Source organism: Herbidospora galbida, assembly GCF_005233835.1.
In the GTDB taxonomy this organism is placed as follows: Bacteria; Actinomycetota; Actinomycetes; order Streptosporangiales; family Streptosporangiaceae; genus Herbidospora; species Herbidospora galbida.
The window spans coordinates 144,365-160,189 of record NZ_SZQA01000001.1; the positions used below are offsets into that span (position 1 = coordinate 144,365).

Here is a 15,825-nt window from a genome sequence, read left to right on the forward strand (position 1 = left end):
CCAGGGGGCGAGACCCCTGAATGCTTACGAGAGTAGGCACCCCCTTTCGTTAGCGTCAACTTTCACATCGAGGTCAGGCCCCACGTACGGCCGTGTGCTCCCGCTCGCGTACCGGGGTCACCGGCAGCTGGCGGCGAGGCTTGGGACGGCCGGAGGCCAGGGGAAGGCGCTGAAGGCGCCATTCGAGCATGCCCTCCTCCAGCCTTCGCCCACATCGGCCATGTGACTTGAGCAGCCACAACGCCTCCCGGGCAAGCAGACAGTGGGAGCTGCGGCAGTAGACGACGATCTCGGCGCCGACCGGCAGTTCCTCCACTCTGGTGCGCAGATCCTCGACGGGGATGGAGACGGCGCCCGGGATGTGGGCGGCGACGTACTCGACTGCCGGACGAACGTCGATCAACAGGGTCCGGCCGTCCCCTCGGCGGCGCAGCAGTTCCTCACGGGTGATCGTGGCATCGGAGGCGGCCGCCCGGAGGGGGACCACGCGGGGACTCTCCTGCTCGGGTGAGCGTCGCCGGGTCACCTGGCGCAGGCTCGCATATAAAGAGGCCACGTCGTCACCGGCCAGACGGTAATAAATACGCGTGCCGTCCCGGCGGCTGCACACCAGCCCCGCGTCCCGCAGGACCTTGAGCTGGGCGGAGGTGTTGCCGATCGGCACCCCCGCGGCGGTCGCCAGGTCTTCGACGTTGCGCTCGGCCTGGGAGAGCAGGTCGAGCAGGTGGAGCCGGACGGGATTCGCCATCGCCTTGGCGACTCGGGCGAACTCGGCGAGCACCGTGGTCACGTTGTCGGTGGTCATGTCTACCTTGCCTTTCCCGTCATGTGCTGGAGGGAATTTCACGCGTTCCAGCGCTTGAGCCAGTTGCCTTCCTGATCAGCCTTCTCCTCGTGGAACAGCGGTGACGGGTCGAAGAGGGTCACCTCGGGGGCGGGGTCACGCAGGAAGTCGCCTTCGCCCTTGGCCGCGACCCGGTCGCCGAGTTCGATGTAGCAGGAACCCATCCCGTCGAACCACGGCTCGGGGGCCTGATATCCGAGGTGCCGGGCGACGCCGTCGGCCACGACGTCGGCGGCGCCCTCGGCGAACACCGCGGCTTTGGGCAGCGGCTTGCCGTTCGGCAGGATCAGGGCGCTGGCGTCACCGATCGCCCACACCCCCGCCGTCTCGGTCGCGAACGTGCGCGGGGCGACGGGGAGCCATCCGCCCAGCGCGGCCGGGGGCCGGTGCGGCGGGACGACCGCCAGCAGGTCATATCGTTCTCGGGCGCCGCCCGCGAAGAGGAGTTCGCCGTCGCCGACGGACTCGATCGCGTGCTGCCCGTGGAAGCCGATGCCCGATTGGGTGAGCATGCCGACCAGCGCCTGGCCGACGGCCTGCCCGGCGACCGGCATGGGGAGCGGGTCGGGGGTGAACACGTCGATGGTCACCCGGTCGCGTGCCCCCGTCTCGGTCAGCAGATCGGCGGCGAGCAGAGCGCCCTCGAACGGCGCGGCCGGGCATTTGAAGGGCACCCCGGCGACCAGCACGGCCAGCCGGCCGTTCCGTAAGTCGGTCAGCTTCTCCCGCATCGCAGCGGCGCCGTTCAGGGTGTAGAACTCTCCGGCCCGCCCGCTGTCAAGGGCCTCGGCCAGGCCCGGTACGGCTCCCGCGTCCAGGTCGGCTCCTAAGGCGACCACCAGCGCGTCACAGTCGAGGATCCCGGCGTCGGTGTGCACCCGCCGGGCCTGCACGTCGACTCGCTGGACCGAGGCTTTGATCATTTCCACCCCGGGCAGGGACTCGGGGGCGGGGCGGACACGGACCCGCTCGGGTGTGCGCCAGCCGCGCATGACCCACAGCAGTGACAGTCCTAGAACTCCGTCGAAGGAATGGTCGACCAGCAGGACACGATCGTGGGCGGGCAGCCGTTCGCGGAGGGCTTCGGCGGCGGTGAGGCCGCCGGCTCCGGCCCCCAGGACGATGACGATCTTGGTCATGGTGTGCTCCCGGTGAATCGAATCGATCTTTTCGGTGCGGCTCTGACCAGTCGGAACTACAGGACAGGCGTCCCTCGGAAAGCTATAATCCTCCATGCATCCATTAATCCATTGCTCATTGGAGGATTATATGGTCGGAGACAGCGAGAGAAAAGCCTCCCTTTTCGACCAGATCGCCCGAGTCGGTAAAGCCCTGAGTCATGGCAAACGGCTCGAGCTACTTGACCTGCTCGCACAGCGGGAGCAGAGCGTGGAGGCCCTGGCGAACACCGCGGGGATGGGGGTCACGAGCACGTCGGCGCACCTGCAGACCCTCCGCCACGGCGGGCTGGTCGCCACCAGGCGAGACGGCCAGCGGGTCCTCTACCGCCTGGCGGGCAACGACGTGGTCGATCTCTATGCCCGGTTGCGCGATGTGGCGGCCACCCGGCTGGCCGACGTACAGGTCGCCGTCGTCGCCTACCTCGGGGAGCAGACCGAGGAGGTGACCCGCGACGAACTGCTGCGACGCGCCGAGACCGGCCGTGTCACGATCCTGGACGTCCGCCCGCAGGGCGAATACGACGCGGGTCACATCCCCGGCGCCGTCTGCATCCCCATCGACGAGCTGCCCGACCGGCTCAGCGAGTTGCCGCCCGAGGCCGACGTGGTCGCCTACTGCCGGGGGGCCTACTGCGTCTTCGCCCCGGAGGCGGTCCGCGTGCTGAAGGCCCATGGCATTCCCGCGGCCCGGCTGAACGAGGGAATGCTCGAGTGGCAGGTCGCCGGACTCCCCGTCGAAAAGGAGAAGTCAAACATTCAAAAGGATTCGTGAACAAGCGCCGAGCTGGGCCGACGACATCGGTTGTTGACCGGGAGAAAAATCCCGATTTACTCTCCGGGGCACCGCTGTCCGAATACCGCGAGGGGTTCCATGGCCCGCCTCGGCATGCTCATCGACCTGCGCACCTGCATCGGCTGCCACGCCTGCTCGGTCGCCTGCAAGGCAGAGTTCGACGTCCCGCTCGGAAACTTCCGCGACACCGTCAAATACGTCGAGGAGGGCGCCTATCCCAAGGTCACCCGCCATTTCATCCCGGTGTTGTGCAACCACTGCGAGGACGCGCCCTGCCTCAACGCTTGCCCGACGGGCGCGGTCGTCAGACTTGACGACGGCCAGGTGACCATCGAGGAGGGTGACTGCAACCTCAACCGGGCGTGCATGGCCGCCTGCCCCTATGACGCGATCTACGTCGACGAGGACCGGGGCACGGCCGCCAAGTGCACCTTCTGCGACCACCGGACCGCCGAAGGACGGCAACCCGCCTGCGTGGACGCCTGCCCGACGAACTGCCGCGTCTTCGGCGACCTCGACGACCCCAGCGGCGAGATCGCCCGCCGGGCCTCGGCCGCCGACGTCACGGTCTGGAAGGAAGACGAGGGCACCCGCCCCCGGGTTCTCTACATCGACCCGAAGAACGCGCTGCCGCTGATAGCCGGGCAGGGCGTGCAGGTCGACACGACCGCCGACCTGTCCGGCGAGCCGTCGTGACCCTCGCGTGGGGTCCGCTGCTGGCGGCCTACGTCGTCCTGGTCGGTCTGCCCACGGGGCTGACGCTGATGACCTGGTGGGTCGGCAGGTCGGGGGCGACGGCGCGGCTGGAACGGGCCGGGGCGTGGGGCGCGCTGGCAGCCCTGGTGGCGATCAGCGTGCTGCTGGTGGCCGACCTCGGCCGGCCCGAACGCTTCCATCTGATGCTCGTGCGCTTTGACAACCTCGCCTCCCCCATCTCGTGGGGGGCCAAGCTGATCGCCCTGAAGATCCTGCTCCTCCTGCTCGTCGTCTTCGCCGTCGAGCGCCGCAGACCGGTCGGTGCGCCGATGCCGCGTGCCACCAGGGTCGTCGCCGGGCTGCTCCTGGCCGTCAGCTTCGCGCTCGCGCTCTACCCCGCCGCGCTGCTGGCCCGTTCCTGGGCCTCTCCCCTGGCCGGGAGCTCTGGCGTGGTGTTCCTGCTCACCGCCCTCCTGATGGGGGCGGCCGTCGTCGTGCTGCTCGGAGGCGACGGGCGCACCGCACTGCTCGGGCTGCTGGCGGCGTCGGCGGTCGCGCTCGCTCTCGAAGCACTCGCGCTGGCGGGGCGGCCGGGTGACCGGGAGCTGCTGGCCGAGCTCACGACCGGCGCGATGGCGCCGCTGTTCTGGGGGCTTGCCGTCGGGGCCGGGCTGGTGCTGCCCGCCGCCGGGTTGCTCGCTCTGCCGCGCAACCGGGTGGTGACGGCGCTTTGCGCGGTCGCCGTGCTCGCCGGGGCGGCGGCCACCCGATACCTGCTGTTCGCCGTCGGCTCGTAGGAGGAACGTCCATGTCCACCTGGACGCTGACCCGGCGTGACCTGCTCCGGGCCGCCGTCGTCGCCGGAGCCGGCGCCGCCGGTCTGGGCGGCATCGAGATCGTGCACCAGGTGACCACCTCGCCCGGCCTGGCCGGCGGGACGATCGGCGCGGTGCGCCGCGTCGCCTCGATGTGTCAGATGTGCACGACCGCCTGCGGCATCATCGCCAACGTCAGGGACGGCCGTCTGCTGACCGTCGAGGGCAACCCCGCCGACCCCAACAGCCAGGGGTCGGTCTGCGCGAAAGGCGTGGCCGGTCCTTCCGTCCTGTACGACCCCAACCGCCTGCTCTACCCGCTCAAGCGGGTCGGCCGCCGCGGTGAGGGCAAGTGGAAGCGCATCACGTGGGAGGAGGCGTACACGGAGATCGCCGACCGGCTGCGCGCGATCCGCGAGAGCGGCCGTCCGGAGGAGTTCGCCTTCCAGCAGGGCCGCAACCGCTCCACCGACATCGTGGCCCGGTTCCTCGACGCCTTCGGCACCCCCTCGGCGTTCAACCACCGTGCCCTGTGCTCCCTGAACCGGCGGGCCGCGATCCTGAGCACGATCGGCGACTCCGACTGGGATCTCGGCGATTTCGAGAACAGCCGCTACATCCTCAACTTCGGCAGCAACTGGGCCGAGGCCCACCAGGGCCACATTCCGGTCGCGATCCGCATGATGCGGGCCCGGGAACGCGGCGCGAAGATCGTCACCTTCGACGCGCGGTTGTCGAACACCGCCGCGCTGTCGGACGAGTGGCACCCCGTCCGCCCCGGCACCGACGGCCTGATCGCCCTGGCCATCTCCCACGTGATCTGCGCCGAGGGCCTGTGGGACCGGGAGTGGTTCGACCGGTGGACCAACTACCCGGCGGAGAAGTACGCCGAGCACGTCGCCGCGTACACTCCCGAACTGGCCGAGGCCGAGAGCGGGGTGCCGGCCGAGGCGATCCGGCGTATCGCCCGTGAGTTCGCCGCAGCCGCGCCGCGCTGCACCACGATCTGCAACCGGGGCTCGGCCGCCCACCGCAACGGTTTCCACAACGACCGCGCCATCACCGTGCTCAACGCCCTGGTCGGCAACATGGGCAAGGAGGGCGGCTGGTGCTGGCACCCCATGAGCGCCTGGGACAAGAAGGCGCTGCCCGAGCCGGGCCCGATCGCGCCCAAACCGACCGCGCGCAGCCTGATCGCCGAGGCCAAGGACTGGCCGCTGGCCAACGCCTGGCAGGGCAACAAGATGCGGGTCGGCGAGATCGTCTACCTGTGGATCAAGGAACGGCGGCAGCAGATCTCGGCGCTGATGACCTACAACTGCGACCAGGCGTGGGCCTGGCCGGAGGCGAACCTGGTGCGCGAGGTGCTGGCCGACGAGGACCTCGTGCCCTTCCACGTCTGCCTCGACGTGATGGCCTCGGAGACCTCGAACCTGGCCGACATCGTGCTCCCGTGGACGACCTACCTGGAACGGTGGGACATCGACTCCCGCCCGCCCCAGGGCCTGGTCGACTACGTCGGCCTGCGCCAGCCCGTCGTCGCGCCGCTGGGCGAGTCGAAGGACCTGCGCGAGATCTTCCCCGAGCTGGCCCGGCGGATCGGCGGCGGCATGGAGGAATACTTCCCCTGGGTCACCCAGGAGGAGTATTTCGAGCAGTACTTCGCTCCCGTTCCGGGCGGCTTCGCCCACATGCGAGAGGCGGGCATCCACGTCGACCCGGCGAAGAAGCCCAACTATCTCCCGTACGAGAAGGAGCTCACCGCCGAGGAGCTCAAGGGCACCCGGACCGAAGACGGGGTGATCCACGGCCCGGAGGGCGCGATCGGGGTCATGGTCGACGGAGTGGCCCGGCGCGGTTTCGGCACCCCGTCGCGCAAGGTCGAGGTGCACAGCCAGTTCGTCAACGACCGGGGCCGCGAGGCCGACCGCACCATCTCCCCGCTGCCGGTGTACGAACCCATCCCCGGCCACCGCGAACAGCTCGCCCAGGGTCGGCTCATCATGATCAGCTTTAAGTGGAACGTGCACAACGCCCACCGCACCATGCAGTCGAAGTGGCTCCAGGAGATCTCGCACACCAACCCCGCCTGGCTGAACCCAGCCACCGCCGCACGGCTCGGGCTGGCGCACGGCGACTGGATCGAGGTCACCAGCTACCGGCCCATCGATCCCGAGGTGCCGCGCGGCGACGGTTCCCAGGTCGGCTCGCTGCGCACCCGGGTCCACCTGACCGAAGGTATCCACCCGCAGGTCATCGCCATCGCCCACAACGCCGGCCGGACCACCGGCGGCCCGGTCGCCTCCAACGGCCGCGACCGTGCGACGCTGCCCGGCCACGATTCGCCCGACTACGCGCGGATCTGGTGGGCGGGCTCGCTGAGCGTCGCGCAGAACGACATCCTGCCCATCTATCCCGACCCGGTGTCGGGCCAGCAGGCCTACCACGACACGATGGTCACCGTCCGCCGGATCGCGGGTGGCACGTGAACGGCGACGTGATCCTGCTGATGTCACGGCTGGTCAGCACCGAGATCGATGCCCCGCTGCGGGAGGCGCTCGGGTGTCCCGAGCCGCTGGAGGATCTGTCGGCCGAGTTCTGTCGCCTGTTCGTCGGGCCGCGCCCGGTCTGCCCGCCGTACGCGTCGGTGCAGCGGGGCGAGCCGATGATCGGCGGTCGTGCCGAACGGCGGCTGAAGGAGTTCGCCGCCCGGCACGGTCTCGACGTGGTGGTGCCGCCGGGCTTCGCCGTGCTCGCCCTCGACCACCTCGGGGTGGAGCTCGCCCTGCTCCACCACCTCGGTCCGGGGCCGGTCGCCGAGGAACTGCTCGACGACCACGTGCGCCCGTGGGCCTTGGGCTACCTGCGGTCGCTGGAGGAGGCGTCCCGGCTGGAACCGTACGTGTCGGCCGCTCGGTGGTGCCGGGAGGAGATCACATGAAGTTCCTGGTGTGCAGGGCCGACAACTCGGCCGCCTCGTCGTGCGGGAACCCGAGACGCACCAGCCGGTGCTGGCGGCCCTCGTCCATCTCCGCCTGAAGTTGCTGCACCGCGGCGTAGCCGCGCCTGATGCCGGCCGGGGTCCACTCCCCCGCGGCCAGCACGACCAGGGAGTCGAAGACGTCCTGGTTCAGCCCTGCGCTGGAGATGAGGGTCTCGTGCCGCTGCTCGATCGCGCCGCGCAACCGGCCCAGCAGGGTGCGGTCGAGGGTGCCCTGGTGCTGGAGGTGGGCGACACCGAAGGCGACGTGGCGCGCCTCGTCCTGGCGGGCCATCCGGGCGACCTGGCGGGTCACCGGGTCGGGGGCGTTGCGGTCGATGAAGGTCAGCAGGTTGAGGAAGCTGCCCTCGCCGAGCACCGACAGCAGGAACGACGCCATCGAGAAGTCGGGCTCCCGCAGCAGCGTGGCCAGCGACTCCCGGCCGCTGACCGAGGAGGTGCCCATCTCGCCGCCCGTCAGCAGCGCCCGCCGGGTGAAGACCTCGACGTGCCGGGCCTCGTCGGCGGCCTGCACCGCCAGTAGTTGCAGCACCTCGCGGAAGTGCGGGTGGATGCGGGCCAGCAGCCGGGCCGGGACCACCAGCGCGGCCTGCTCGTTCTCCACCAGGAACGTCATGACCTGCACGACCGCGCGCTCGATCTCCGGCACCAGGTCGACCGGGGCGTCCCACGCGATGGCCGTGGCCGGATCCCACTGGGAGGCCGCGGCGTTGGCGTACAAGGCGGGGGCCAGATCGGCCCACACGAGCTCCCGCGAGGCCAGGTCGGCGGCGATCGGCGGCCCGCCCGGCTCGACCAGCGCGCCCCGGGCCGCCAGCCCCCAGTGAGCCGGAGGCGCGTCGACGATCCCCAGCGGTGACGGGCCGCCGGCGCGTTCGGCGTGCATCCACCGATCGAGGTCGGCGCGGCCGCGGGTGACCCAGACTCGGATGCCGTCGTCGTTGTCGTCGGCCCGGCGGGTGTGGTGCCCCTTCGCCCTGCACCACACCTCCACGTGCATAGCCAGCGCCGGGTCCAGGCCTGCGACGCCCACCTCGTCACCCGGCCGCAGCGGGCCCAGCGCCCGTTGCAGCAGGATGTGGGCGCCCTGCTCGAACCCCAGATCGCCCAGGTCGACGATCATGGCCGGTAGTCGGCGGCGGTGACGGCCCCCGCCGCGTCGTAGAAACCGGTCTCATCGACGGCCTTTTCCAGCGCCGGGTAACCGCTGGTGCGGCCGGGCTCCCAGCGGGTCAGCCCCTCCAGGTCGAACAGCGGCCGGACCTTGGGGTCGGTGTAGGACATCGACAGCAGCAGTTCGGCGAAGTCGGCCCGCGTCCGGTCGGAGACGGTCTCGCCCACGGTCATGTTGCAGTGGTCGAAGGGCGCGGTCTGGCCGATGACCCGGGTGGACCCGGCGGGCAGCGTGCCCTCCCTGCCGAACAGCAGATGGTTGGAGTCGATCATGCACGCGGCGGCGACCGAACCCGCGATCAGCGCACGGGCCGCATCACGCTCCCCGCCGATGTGATCGCCGTGCAGCCCGACCCCGACGTCGAAGCGCCGCACGTTCACCGGCACGTCCCGGGAGGCCAGGTAGGACAGCGGCAGCAACGTGGCCTGCGGCGAGTCGACCGCCCCGACCGCGACGGTCTCACCCTTGAGATCGGCCACGTCCTTGAACGGCGAGTCGGCCCGCACGACGATCAGGGAGGTCAGATCGCGGTCGGTGTCACGCATGACCAGCGGGGTCAGCGTGCGACCGCGCGCCTCCGCGAGACGCCTGCTGCGGATCCACGCCAGCGGCGAGTTCCACGCCGCGTCGATCCGGCCCTCGGCCAGGTCTTCGGCCTGGCGCTCGTACTGGGAGTAGAGGACGAAGTCGAAAGGCAGACCGTTGTCGTTCAGCCACGACCGGAACCCGCCCCAGATGGTGACGACCTTGGGGTCGTAGGCCACCGCACCCATGAGAAGCGTCATCGCCTGCGCCCTTTCTAGAACAGCGGCAGGCCGAGTGTGGCCCGTCCGACGAAGTCGTGCAGTGCCACGGTCGTGGGCGCCATCACCCGCGCGGCCAGCGAGTCGCGGAAGAGCCGCTCCACCCCGGTGGACTTGCGGAAGGCCGAGCCGCCGCACACGCGCATCACGCCGTCAGCGACCTCCGCCGCCGCCTCCCCGGCCACGGCCTTGACCTGCAGCACCCGCAGCGTCGCGTCCGCGCGCCCGGAGCCGAGCGCGGCGAGGGTGTCGTCCCGGAAGGTGCGAACGGTGTCGGTGCGGGTGCGCAGCTGCGCGAAGGAAGCACGGAGCTGCGGCTGTTCGGCCAGCGATTGCCCGAGATGGTCGAGCCGTGCGCCGACGAGGTGGTCGTGGGCCTTGGCGACCAGCGCCTCCATCAGGCCAAGCGAGAACGAGGCGTTCAGCACCAGGAAGAACGGCAGCGCCGAGGCGAGCGCCTGGTTGAGTCCCTCGCCGTCGGCGCCGAGCATCGCCGAGCGGGACACGGTCACGCCCTTGCCCTTGATGGGGTTGGAGGCGTTGCCACGTAAGCCGAACCCGTCGAAGGGCCCGCCGACATCGAGCCCGGCCGCGTCACTGGCCACCAGCCAGATGGTCATCGGCCCGTCGGCGGCCAGCGGACGGCTGGACCACACGTAGCTGTCGGCCTCGCCGGCGGCGGTGACCCAGCTCTTGTCGGAGTCGAGCCGCACCTGCTCGCCATCGGCCTCGGCCGTACCCAGCGGCGCCCAAAAGTGACTGCGGGAACCGGTCTCGGAGAAGGCCAGCGTGGTGAGGTGGCCGTTGCCGGCGATGGCCTCGCGGGTGGCCTTGTCGCCGTGCGCTTCGATGAGCGCGGTGGCGGCGTAGTGCATCAGCAGGACCATCGCGGTCGACCCGCACACTCCCGCCACCCGCTCGATCACCTCGGCGGCGGCCTTCATGTCCTGCCCTCGGCCGCCGACCTCCTCGGCGCTGATCAGGCCGAGCATTCCGGCCTTAGCCAGGGCGTCGATGCTCGCCCTGGGGAAGGTTCCGGAACGGTCCGTCTCAGCGGCCTGGGGGGCGATGGTGTCTTGAACGACGGCATCCAGGGCGGCGTGATCGATGGGCATGACCATTCACCACTTTCGATATGCGCGAAAGAAGTCAATAAACTCGCGCGAAATTGCGAGTCGACATGGCGAGCGTACGCACGGCAAGCGTTAGCGTCAACTGTCGGAAGCATCGATACAGCTCAGAGGGTTGGGATGAATAATTTTCATCTTTATCGGGGAGCCCTCAATGAATTCTGGGAATTCTAAAAGACTTTAGATTTCGCAGGTCGTCAGCCAGGCCCAAAATGATCAACGATGCTTATCTCCGTCGTGATCATGGCGGCGTCGATACGAGTTGCGGGCACCCGGGCCACACCCGCGTGTGCGGGGTTGCCTGACGTTTTCGGGCGGGTGATGGTGAGCGGTGTGCCCGCTTCCCTCGGCTGCCCCGTCTGTCAGGCTCCGGCGGGACACCAGTGCCGCCGCCGCGATGGACGCACCCGCCCGCCGCACCTTCACGGCGTCGCACTGGCCGCGGCCGGCCTCATCCTTACCTGGATCGCCGAACACTTCCTGAGTGCGAATGTCTTCGGCCATCTGCTGCTCCTGATCGAAACCGAGCACACCCTCGGCCCGATCCGCGCCGACCGCAGAGCCCGCCCGCTCAACGCCCCTCTCACCGAGGCCGATCGCCGACGCGCACCGCAGTGGGAGCGCGAGATGCTGCTGCTCGCCACCCACTTGCAAGACGGCGTCGAGGAGATCCTGACAGCTCTCGACGGCCGCAGCCTCAAACTGAAGGACGAACGCGCCCAGGCCCTCGCCCTGTACACCACGCTGACCCATCTGCGCCGCGCCATCGAACTGCTGCCCGAGACCTGGGACGATCCCCATGAGCCACCTGCCCTGCGCCGGCTGCAGCAGCTGAGAGACCGCGATCTCAACACCGAACTGGCCACGCGGATCCGGCAGCGCGACGACCACGCCCAGCACACAAGCGGCCCATCGCTGCCGCCGGCACGCTGGCAGGTCACCCGCCATGACCCCAACGGCGTGTTCGAGGCTCACCCGCTGCAGGCCGACGGGCTGCTCGGCCCCCGCTTCGGCGGCTGGGCTCCGCTGCCGCAGGCCGTCCCGGCGCTCCTGCGCGCATGGAGCATCCCGGCCTCACGACCGGTGGAGGTCGCCTGGCCCAACGGAAGACCGATGACCCCACAGTGGCTCCTGCCCTACGGCGGCCGCCAGTCCGGCCACCGCGGTGACGACCCAGATCACCAACGCGGACGCGAAGAGGCGCTGGAGGGCTTGTGGCACGACCACCGCGATCGGCACCACGCCATCTTCGCCGACCACATGCGCCGCCTGCGGGAGGACTGGCCCGGCCACACCTCCGTTGAGGACTATCTGGAGCAGCGCACCGCCGAGATCAACGCCTCCCGACCACCCGCCCCCGACCTCGACCAGTTGCTCGAGTCCACCTACAAACAACACCACGAGATCGGCCCCAGGCTCGACGACTCGATCGGCCTGGGTGTCACGGTGACCTGCGGCTGGATCGCCCCTCGGCCGTCGCCAACGTGGGCTACACCAGGTGGAACGACTTCGGCGGTCACCGTCCCGGCAGCGTCCCCACTCTGCTCAAGGCGCTGCGCCATGCCGAGGTGGACGACGCCTTGAAGACATGGAGCCTGATCGAGGAGCCCATCCGTGTACGCCGCATCGCCGGACCGGCCAGCCCTCTCTACACCCTGGGCGAGAACGGCGCCCACCGGCTGACCACCGCACTGCTGGCTGCCCTTCCCGGCGTCTGGGCGATCATCGAGCAGGAGGTGCTGCCTTTGCGGGTCCGGCCCCACCAGGTCCGCATCCGTAACGCGGAGGCTGGCGCGTTGCCGGCCTGCTGGCGCGGCCTGATGTCTCGTGGCCTGGTGACCGGCCGCCTGGAGGAGGACGTGAGCCAGCCCACCTTGAGCACCCTTCACCTGGACGACTCCGCTGCGCTGTGGCTCCTTGGTCCTGCGCGGAGCGCGGTCGCCTGGGCGGCGACCTACGATCACGCCTATCCCGGCGCGTTGGCCGACCTTGGCATCGCGCCGGAGGTCTACGCCGACGCCCGCTCCTGGACCACGTGGCTGACCGCGTAAAGGCCAGGCGCCCGCAAGGAGCCACCCCTGCAGTTCACCGAACGCACCGGGCAGCGCACCGCCATGCTCGGCCAGGTGGCCGCCGTGCTCGCGCACGCGATCAAGGCCGTCGCCGCCGGGCATCCGCGGGCTGTTGAGATCCAACAGCACACGCGTACGATGCTGCGGGTCCGGATGACGGCCGGGCTGAACGCTCCATGGCCGAGACAAGGAAAGGTGTCTCGGCCCTGAAGTCAGGCTGCGGGCGGATCAGGCCGGGCAGGTGAGCTGGTACCGAACAGGCGCCGTCTCATAGGTCTGGTCGCCGTAGGTCATGGTCAGCTTCCATTCCCCTGTCTCGCTCTGGGCGGCGGTCCATTTGTGGGGCGCGATGCGTTGCTCACGCTCGACTCCAGTGAACGTGGCCACGGACGAGGTCCCGGAGGGCTGCCAATCGCCGCCGGACACCCTCTTGAACCACTGATATCGCACGGTACCTGTGTAGTTCTTCGTGGTGATCGTCGCATTGTTCCTGATCACTGTGCCTTCGCACGTCGTGGGCATGTCGGGCAGCAGCGCGATCATGAAGAAGTCGTGGTCGGCGTTGACGCATTCCGAGCCGTAGTGGATCGCGGGAGAGACGGTGCCGTCGTTGAGGACCTTGAGCGCCACCGAGCCCGATGTGCCCAGGTTGCCGTTCTGGAGGCTGAGGTTGATGACGTCCCAGCTCCACGGTCCGGTGCTTTGGCTGCCGGCGTGGTCGTAGATGCCGATGGGGGTTCCGTTGATCACCCATTCATAGGTGATGTCCGCCGGCCCGGTCTGCGCGCTGATGATTCCTCTGGCCGTCGTCGACCTCGGCAGGCGGCACATCTGGTGGTCCCGTGGGTGCAGTGATAGGTGGCCGGCAGCCGGTCCGGCCGGTTGCGGGGCGCCCAGCCCGAACCGTGTGCCGGGCGGATGCCCAAAGGCCCGAACTCGTCGAAGGCGAAAGTCCGCTCCGGCCGCTGGGTCAAGGCGTACTCGATCCGGTCCAGCTCGGCCTCGAAGTCCGGGTCCGGGGACTCCTTCCAAGTCTTGGTGCGCTGGAAGGAGACCCCGCGCCGCCCCAGCAACACGCGTAAGGTTTCGCGGCCGATTCCAGCGCGCAGAACAGCTGCTCGACATTCTCGCAGGTGATTTTCAGGACAAAGACGGCAGATGCAGTGTGGACCGGCCCCAGGAGGCACGACAGTCGGAGATGAGGCGCCAGGCATACTCCGTGTTGACCGCCAGCGCCGCCCGGGCCTGAGCGAGTGCGTCGAACTTCGGGCCGCTCTCACCGACAGCGGCGGCGTCGAGCTCGTCACCGAAGATCTCTTCCACCGTGTGGGCAAAGTAGACACAGGTCATGAACTCCCTGCGGAGCTCCGCCGTCTGAGGGCACGCCAGGCCGATCTCGCCGACGAGATCGGGTAACTCGCGATCGTCGCTCATAGTCCGTAACGAGAGCAGCAGTTCGGCGTCCTCACGCGCCTGAGGGAGTTGCGCCAGGGCGTCGGCTTTGCGGCGAAGGTCGTCGCGGACGCAGCGGTGAACGACCGGCGCCATGCGATCCGTCTTCTCGGCGACCGTGACCAGGTGACGTGCGGCCCGGATCAGTTCTCGCGGCAGGCCACCGGAGAGGACGTGGCACAGAGCGACATAGGGCTCGTTCAACCCGACCACGCGCTGGTAGAGCAGCCGGCGAGACTCCTCGTATGTGAGCGGGCGAACCTGGACGATCTCGTCGAAGGCACTGTCGAAGGCGTCACGCACCTGAAGGCCACGGCGCTCGAAGGCGGTCAGCGCGTCGTCGGATACCGTCACGAAGAAATAGGCGTTCGGAATGCCGAACACGGTCTTGATCTCGTTGATGAACTTCTCCGCCTGTGCCGCGGTACCGATCTTGTCCAGTTCGTCGACACCGATGATCAGGCGGCCTCTCCAATAGTTGGCGAGCACCGCCGCACGCCGGGCAAAGAGCCGGAACTCGCCGACCAGTTCCGGATAGGTCAGTGGTTGCTCCGCCTTCGAGAAACCGCGTGCCTTCATGAGGTCGGCGCCAAGACCGATCGTTCCGCCCAGCGCGGGCTTGTAGGTCTGGGACGTCGTCCACGAGAGCGTCTGGAGATAGCGGATTCTGGAAATGTTCCGCCGGGCGGCCTTCCGAAGCCGGCGACGCAGCCGTTCCGGCCTCAGCCTGATTACGACATCGTGGAACAGGGCCACCACGAGCGCCGTTTCGATCACCCCCAAGACTCCGCAGACTCCAGCCGTTATCCAAGGATGCGGGTCGTAAACCAGGACCAGGATTATGAGAAGAGCGATTCCTCCGACCGTCAACGACACCCGCGAAACGTACGAAACGATGCTCCAGACATAGCGCGGGCGCCGCGAGTAGGTCAGCACGCTCCGGCACAAGGTCGCGAACAGATGCAGGACGAATTCCCTAGGGGCGTAATCCACCGGCGCGGCCACCAGGCAGGCGATGTCGGAGCCCCGAAGCCCCGCACGACACCTCGCGCGGACCAGGCTGGATTTGCCGACGCCGCGAGGTCCCGCGATCCCCACGCTGGCGCCTTTGAGATTGCGGAGGAGACTGTATAGGTCTCTCTGGGCGAGAGTGGGCACGTGGTGGGCCAAGTCATGGATTTCCGAGAGACCGCGAATGCTGGTCACCGCGAACTTCTGGGTGAGGCGGTCTCTCCTCGCCTCGTTGACCAGGTATCTCACATAGAGCGTGACGAGGTCACGGTCTCTAACCACGGCGACCAATGCATGGCGAGTGACGCCGAACGCCCGAAGGTCGCGCAGGACGACCTTGAGGGAATTCGACAACCGGCGAATTCCCGGCTTGCGCCCTTGAGAGACTCGATACCAGGTCGCCGAGATCAACGGGACGATAAGGAAGGCCGCGGCTGCCAGGATATAGATCCCCACCCAGAAATACCCTGCGATGACGGCAATGACTCCATAGCCGATCCCGACAGGTGCGATCAGTCGCAAAGACAGGGTGCGGGATAGCTCGGCCGCCACTTTATCCATTCGCTGCCATTCTTCTTCATATGCCTCGTATTCTTCCGGGCAATTCTGCAGGATCAACGGCATTTCACTGATCGCCGTGGCCCGAAGTCGAGTGAGGTCACCACCGAAGTTCGCATGGAGCTTCTCCGTTTCGGGATCGCGAAGGACCCTGCCGATCAGCCGCCGGACCTCCAGCCTCGACATGGGGTCCAAAGGCGAGGACGACACAGGCGTTTCCCGGTTCGGATCAACGTAACGAAACACTGCTGAGACAACGGCCACGACAGCCTTGGCGTACATGAAGACGACAATG

At 68.7% G+C, this 15,825-nt stretch carries 14 protein-coding genes and 1 pseudogene; 7 read left to right on the forward strand and 8 right to left on the reverse strand.

Features of this window, described 5'->3' with window-relative positions:
* Positions 1-73: 73 nt before the first annotated feature.
* Positions 74-805, reverse strand: coding sequence for an ArsR/SmtB family transcription factor (locus tag FDA94_RS00770; RefSeq protein WP_063813591.1), 732 nt, complete (start codon positions 803-805; stop codon positions 74-76).
* A gap of 38 nt (positions 806-843) precedes the next feature.
* Positions 844-1,983: an NAD(P)/FAD-dependent oxidoreductase gene (locus FDA94_RS00775; protein WP_137245061.1), complete on the reverse strand. Its 1,140-nt coding sequence runs from the start codon at positions 1,981-1,983 to the stop codon at positions 844-846.
* Positions 1,984-2,113: 130 nt separating this feature from the next.
* Here FDA94_RS00775 and FDA94_RS00780 point away from each other — a divergent pair, with 130 nt between their 5' ends.
* From FDA94_RS00780 to FDA94_RS00800, 5 genes are all read left to right on the forward strand, one after another.
* Positions 2,114-2,797: an ArsR/SmtB family transcription factor gene (locus FDA94_RS00780; RefSeq protein ID WP_137245062.1), complete on the forward strand. Its 684-nt coding sequence runs from the start codon at positions 2,114-2,116 to the stop codon at positions 2,795-2,797.
* A 99-nt stretch (positions 2,798-2,896) separates the two neighbouring features.
* A complete protein-coding gene (locus tag FDA94_RS00785; protein WP_137245063.1) occupies positions 2,897-3,514 on the forward strand; it encodes a 4Fe-4S dicluster domain-containing protein in 618 nt (205 codons plus the stop codon).
* On the forward strand, positions 3,511-4,311 hold the full coding sequence (nrfD, locus tag FDA94_RS00790) for an NrfD/PsrC family molybdoenzyme membrane anchor subunit (protein WP_170990719.1): 801 nt from the start codon (positions 3,511-3,513) through the stop codon (positions 4,309-4,311). The genes FDA94_RS00785 and nrfD overlap by 4 nt, the downstream gene beginning before the upstream one ends.
* Before the next feature lie 11 nt (positions 4,312-4,322).
* The gene (locus FDA94_RS00795; RefSeq protein ID WP_137245065.1) at positions 4,323-6,818 is read left to right on the forward strand and encodes a molybdopterin-containing oxidoreductase family protein; all 2,496 of its coding nucleotides are present in this window, start codon (positions 4,323-4,325) and stop codon (positions 6,816-6,818) included.
* Positions 6,815-7,270 (forward strand): TorD/DmsD family molecular chaperone, encoded by a 456-nt coding sequence (locus FDA94_RS00800; RefSeq protein WP_137245066.1) that lies wholly within the window; start codon positions 6,815-6,817, stop codon positions 7,268-7,270. Before FDA94_RS00795 ends, FDA94_RS00800 begins: the two co-directional genes overlap by 4 nt.
* On the opposite strand, the gene FDA94_RS00805 is transcribed toward FDA94_RS00800, so the two are convergent.
* The 3 genes from FDA94_RS00805 to FDA94_RS00815 are packed head-to-tail and all read right to left on the reverse strand — an operon-like array spanning position 7,263 to position 10,422.
* Positions 7,263-8,453, reverse strand: a complete 1,191-nt coding sequence (locus tag FDA94_RS00805; protein ID WP_137245067.1) for a ferritin-like domain-containing protein — start codon at positions 8,451-8,453, stop codon at positions 7,263-7,265. The two genes, FDA94_RS00800 and FDA94_RS00805, sit on opposite strands and share 8 nt — an antisense overlap.
* Complete coding sequence (locus FDA94_RS00810) at positions 8,450-9,289, reverse strand: phosphate/phosphite/phosphonate ABC transporter substrate-binding protein (RefSeq protein ID WP_137245068.1); 840 nt, start codon at positions 9,287-9,289, stop codon at positions 8,450-8,452. The genes FDA94_RS00805 and FDA94_RS00810 overlap by 4 nt, the downstream gene beginning before the upstream one ends.
* A 14-nt stretch (positions 9,290-9,303) precedes the next feature.
* Entirely contained in the window at positions 9,304-10,422 is a 1,119-nt protein-coding gene (locus FDA94_RS00815) for an acyl-CoA dehydrogenase family protein (RefSeq protein ID WP_137245069.1), read from the reverse strand.
* A gap of 348 nt (positions 10,423-10,770) precedes the next feature.
* Between FDA94_RS00815 and FDA94_RS00820 the strand changes: the two genes are divergently transcribed.
* Positions 10,771-12,021: a hypothetical protein gene (locus tag FDA94_RS00820; protein ID WP_137245070.1), complete on the forward strand. Its 1,251-nt coding sequence runs from the start codon at positions 10,771-10,773 to the stop codon at positions 12,019-12,021.
* On the forward strand, positions 12,018-12,488 hold the full coding sequence (locus tag FDA94_RS00825) for a hypothetical protein (RefSeq protein ID WP_137245071.1): 471 nt from the start codon (positions 12,018-12,020) through the stop codon (positions 12,486-12,488). Before FDA94_RS00820 ends, FDA94_RS00825 begins: the two co-directional genes overlap by 4 nt.
* Before the next feature lie 249 nt (positions 12,489-12,737).
* On the opposite strand, the gene FDA94_RS00830 is transcribed toward FDA94_RS00825, so the two are convergent.
* From FDA94_RS00830 to FDA94_RS00840, 3 genes and pseudogenes are all read right to left on the reverse strand, one after another.
* Entirely contained in the window at positions 12,738-13,340 is a 603-nt protein-coding gene (locus FDA94_RS00830; RefSeq protein WP_170990720.1) for a hypothetical protein, read from the reverse strand.
* Positions 13,328-13,606 (reverse strand): annotated as a pseudogene (locus tag FDA94_RS41305) (IS630 family transposase); the annotation flags it as partial. The gene FDA94_RS00830 and the pseudogene FDA94_RS41305, both read right to left, overlap by 13 nt.
* A 43-nt stretch (positions 13,607-13,649) precedes the next feature.
* Positions 13,650-15,812, reverse strand: a complete 2,163-nt coding sequence (locus FDA94_RS00840) for a hypothetical protein (RefSeq protein WP_137245073.1) — start codon at positions 15,810-15,812, stop codon at positions 13,650-13,652.
* Positions 15,813-15,825 lie beyond the last annotated feature (13 nt).

Coding starts and splice junctions, on each gene's coding strand:
- FDA94_RS00775 (WP_137245061.1), bottom strand. CDS start 1,983: ATGACCAAGATCGTCATCGTCCTGGGGGCCGGAGCCGGCGGCCTCACC.
- FDA94_RS00840 (WP_137245073.1), bottom strand. CDS start 15,812: ATGTACGCCAAGGCTGTCGTGGCCGTTGTCTCAGCAGTGTTTCGTTAC.
- FDA94_RS00810 (WP_137245068.1), bottom strand. CDS start 9,289: ATGACGCTTCTCATGGGTGCGGTGGCCTACGACCCCAAGGTCGTCACC.
- FDA94_RS00805 (WP_137245067.1), bottom strand. CDS start 8,453: ATGATCGTCGACCTGGGCGATCTGGGGTTCGAGCAGGGCGCCCACATC.
- FDA94_RS00780 (WP_137245062.1), top strand. CDS start 2,114: ATGGTCGGAGACAGCGAGAGAAAAGCCTCCCTTTTCGACCAGATCGCC.
- FDA94_RS00830 (WP_170990720.1), bottom strand. CDS start 13,340: ATGTGCCGCCTGCCGAGGTCGACGACGGCCAGAGGAATCATCAGCGCG.
- FDA94_RS00785 (WP_137245063.1), top strand. CDS start 2,897: ATGGCCCGCCTCGGCATGCTCATCGACCTGCGCACCTGCATCGGCTGC.
- FDA94_RS00815 (WP_137245069.1), bottom strand. CDS start 10,422: ATGCCCATCGATCACGCCGCCCTGGATGCCGTCGTTCAAGACACCATC.
- FDA94_RS00770 (WP_063813591.1), bottom strand. CDS start 805: ATGACCACCGACAACGTGACCACGGTGCTCGCCGAGTTCGCCCGAGTC.
- FDA94_RS00795 (WP_137245065.1), top strand. CDS start 4,323: ATGTCCACCTGGACGCTGACCCGGCGTGACCTGCTCCGGGCCGCCGTC.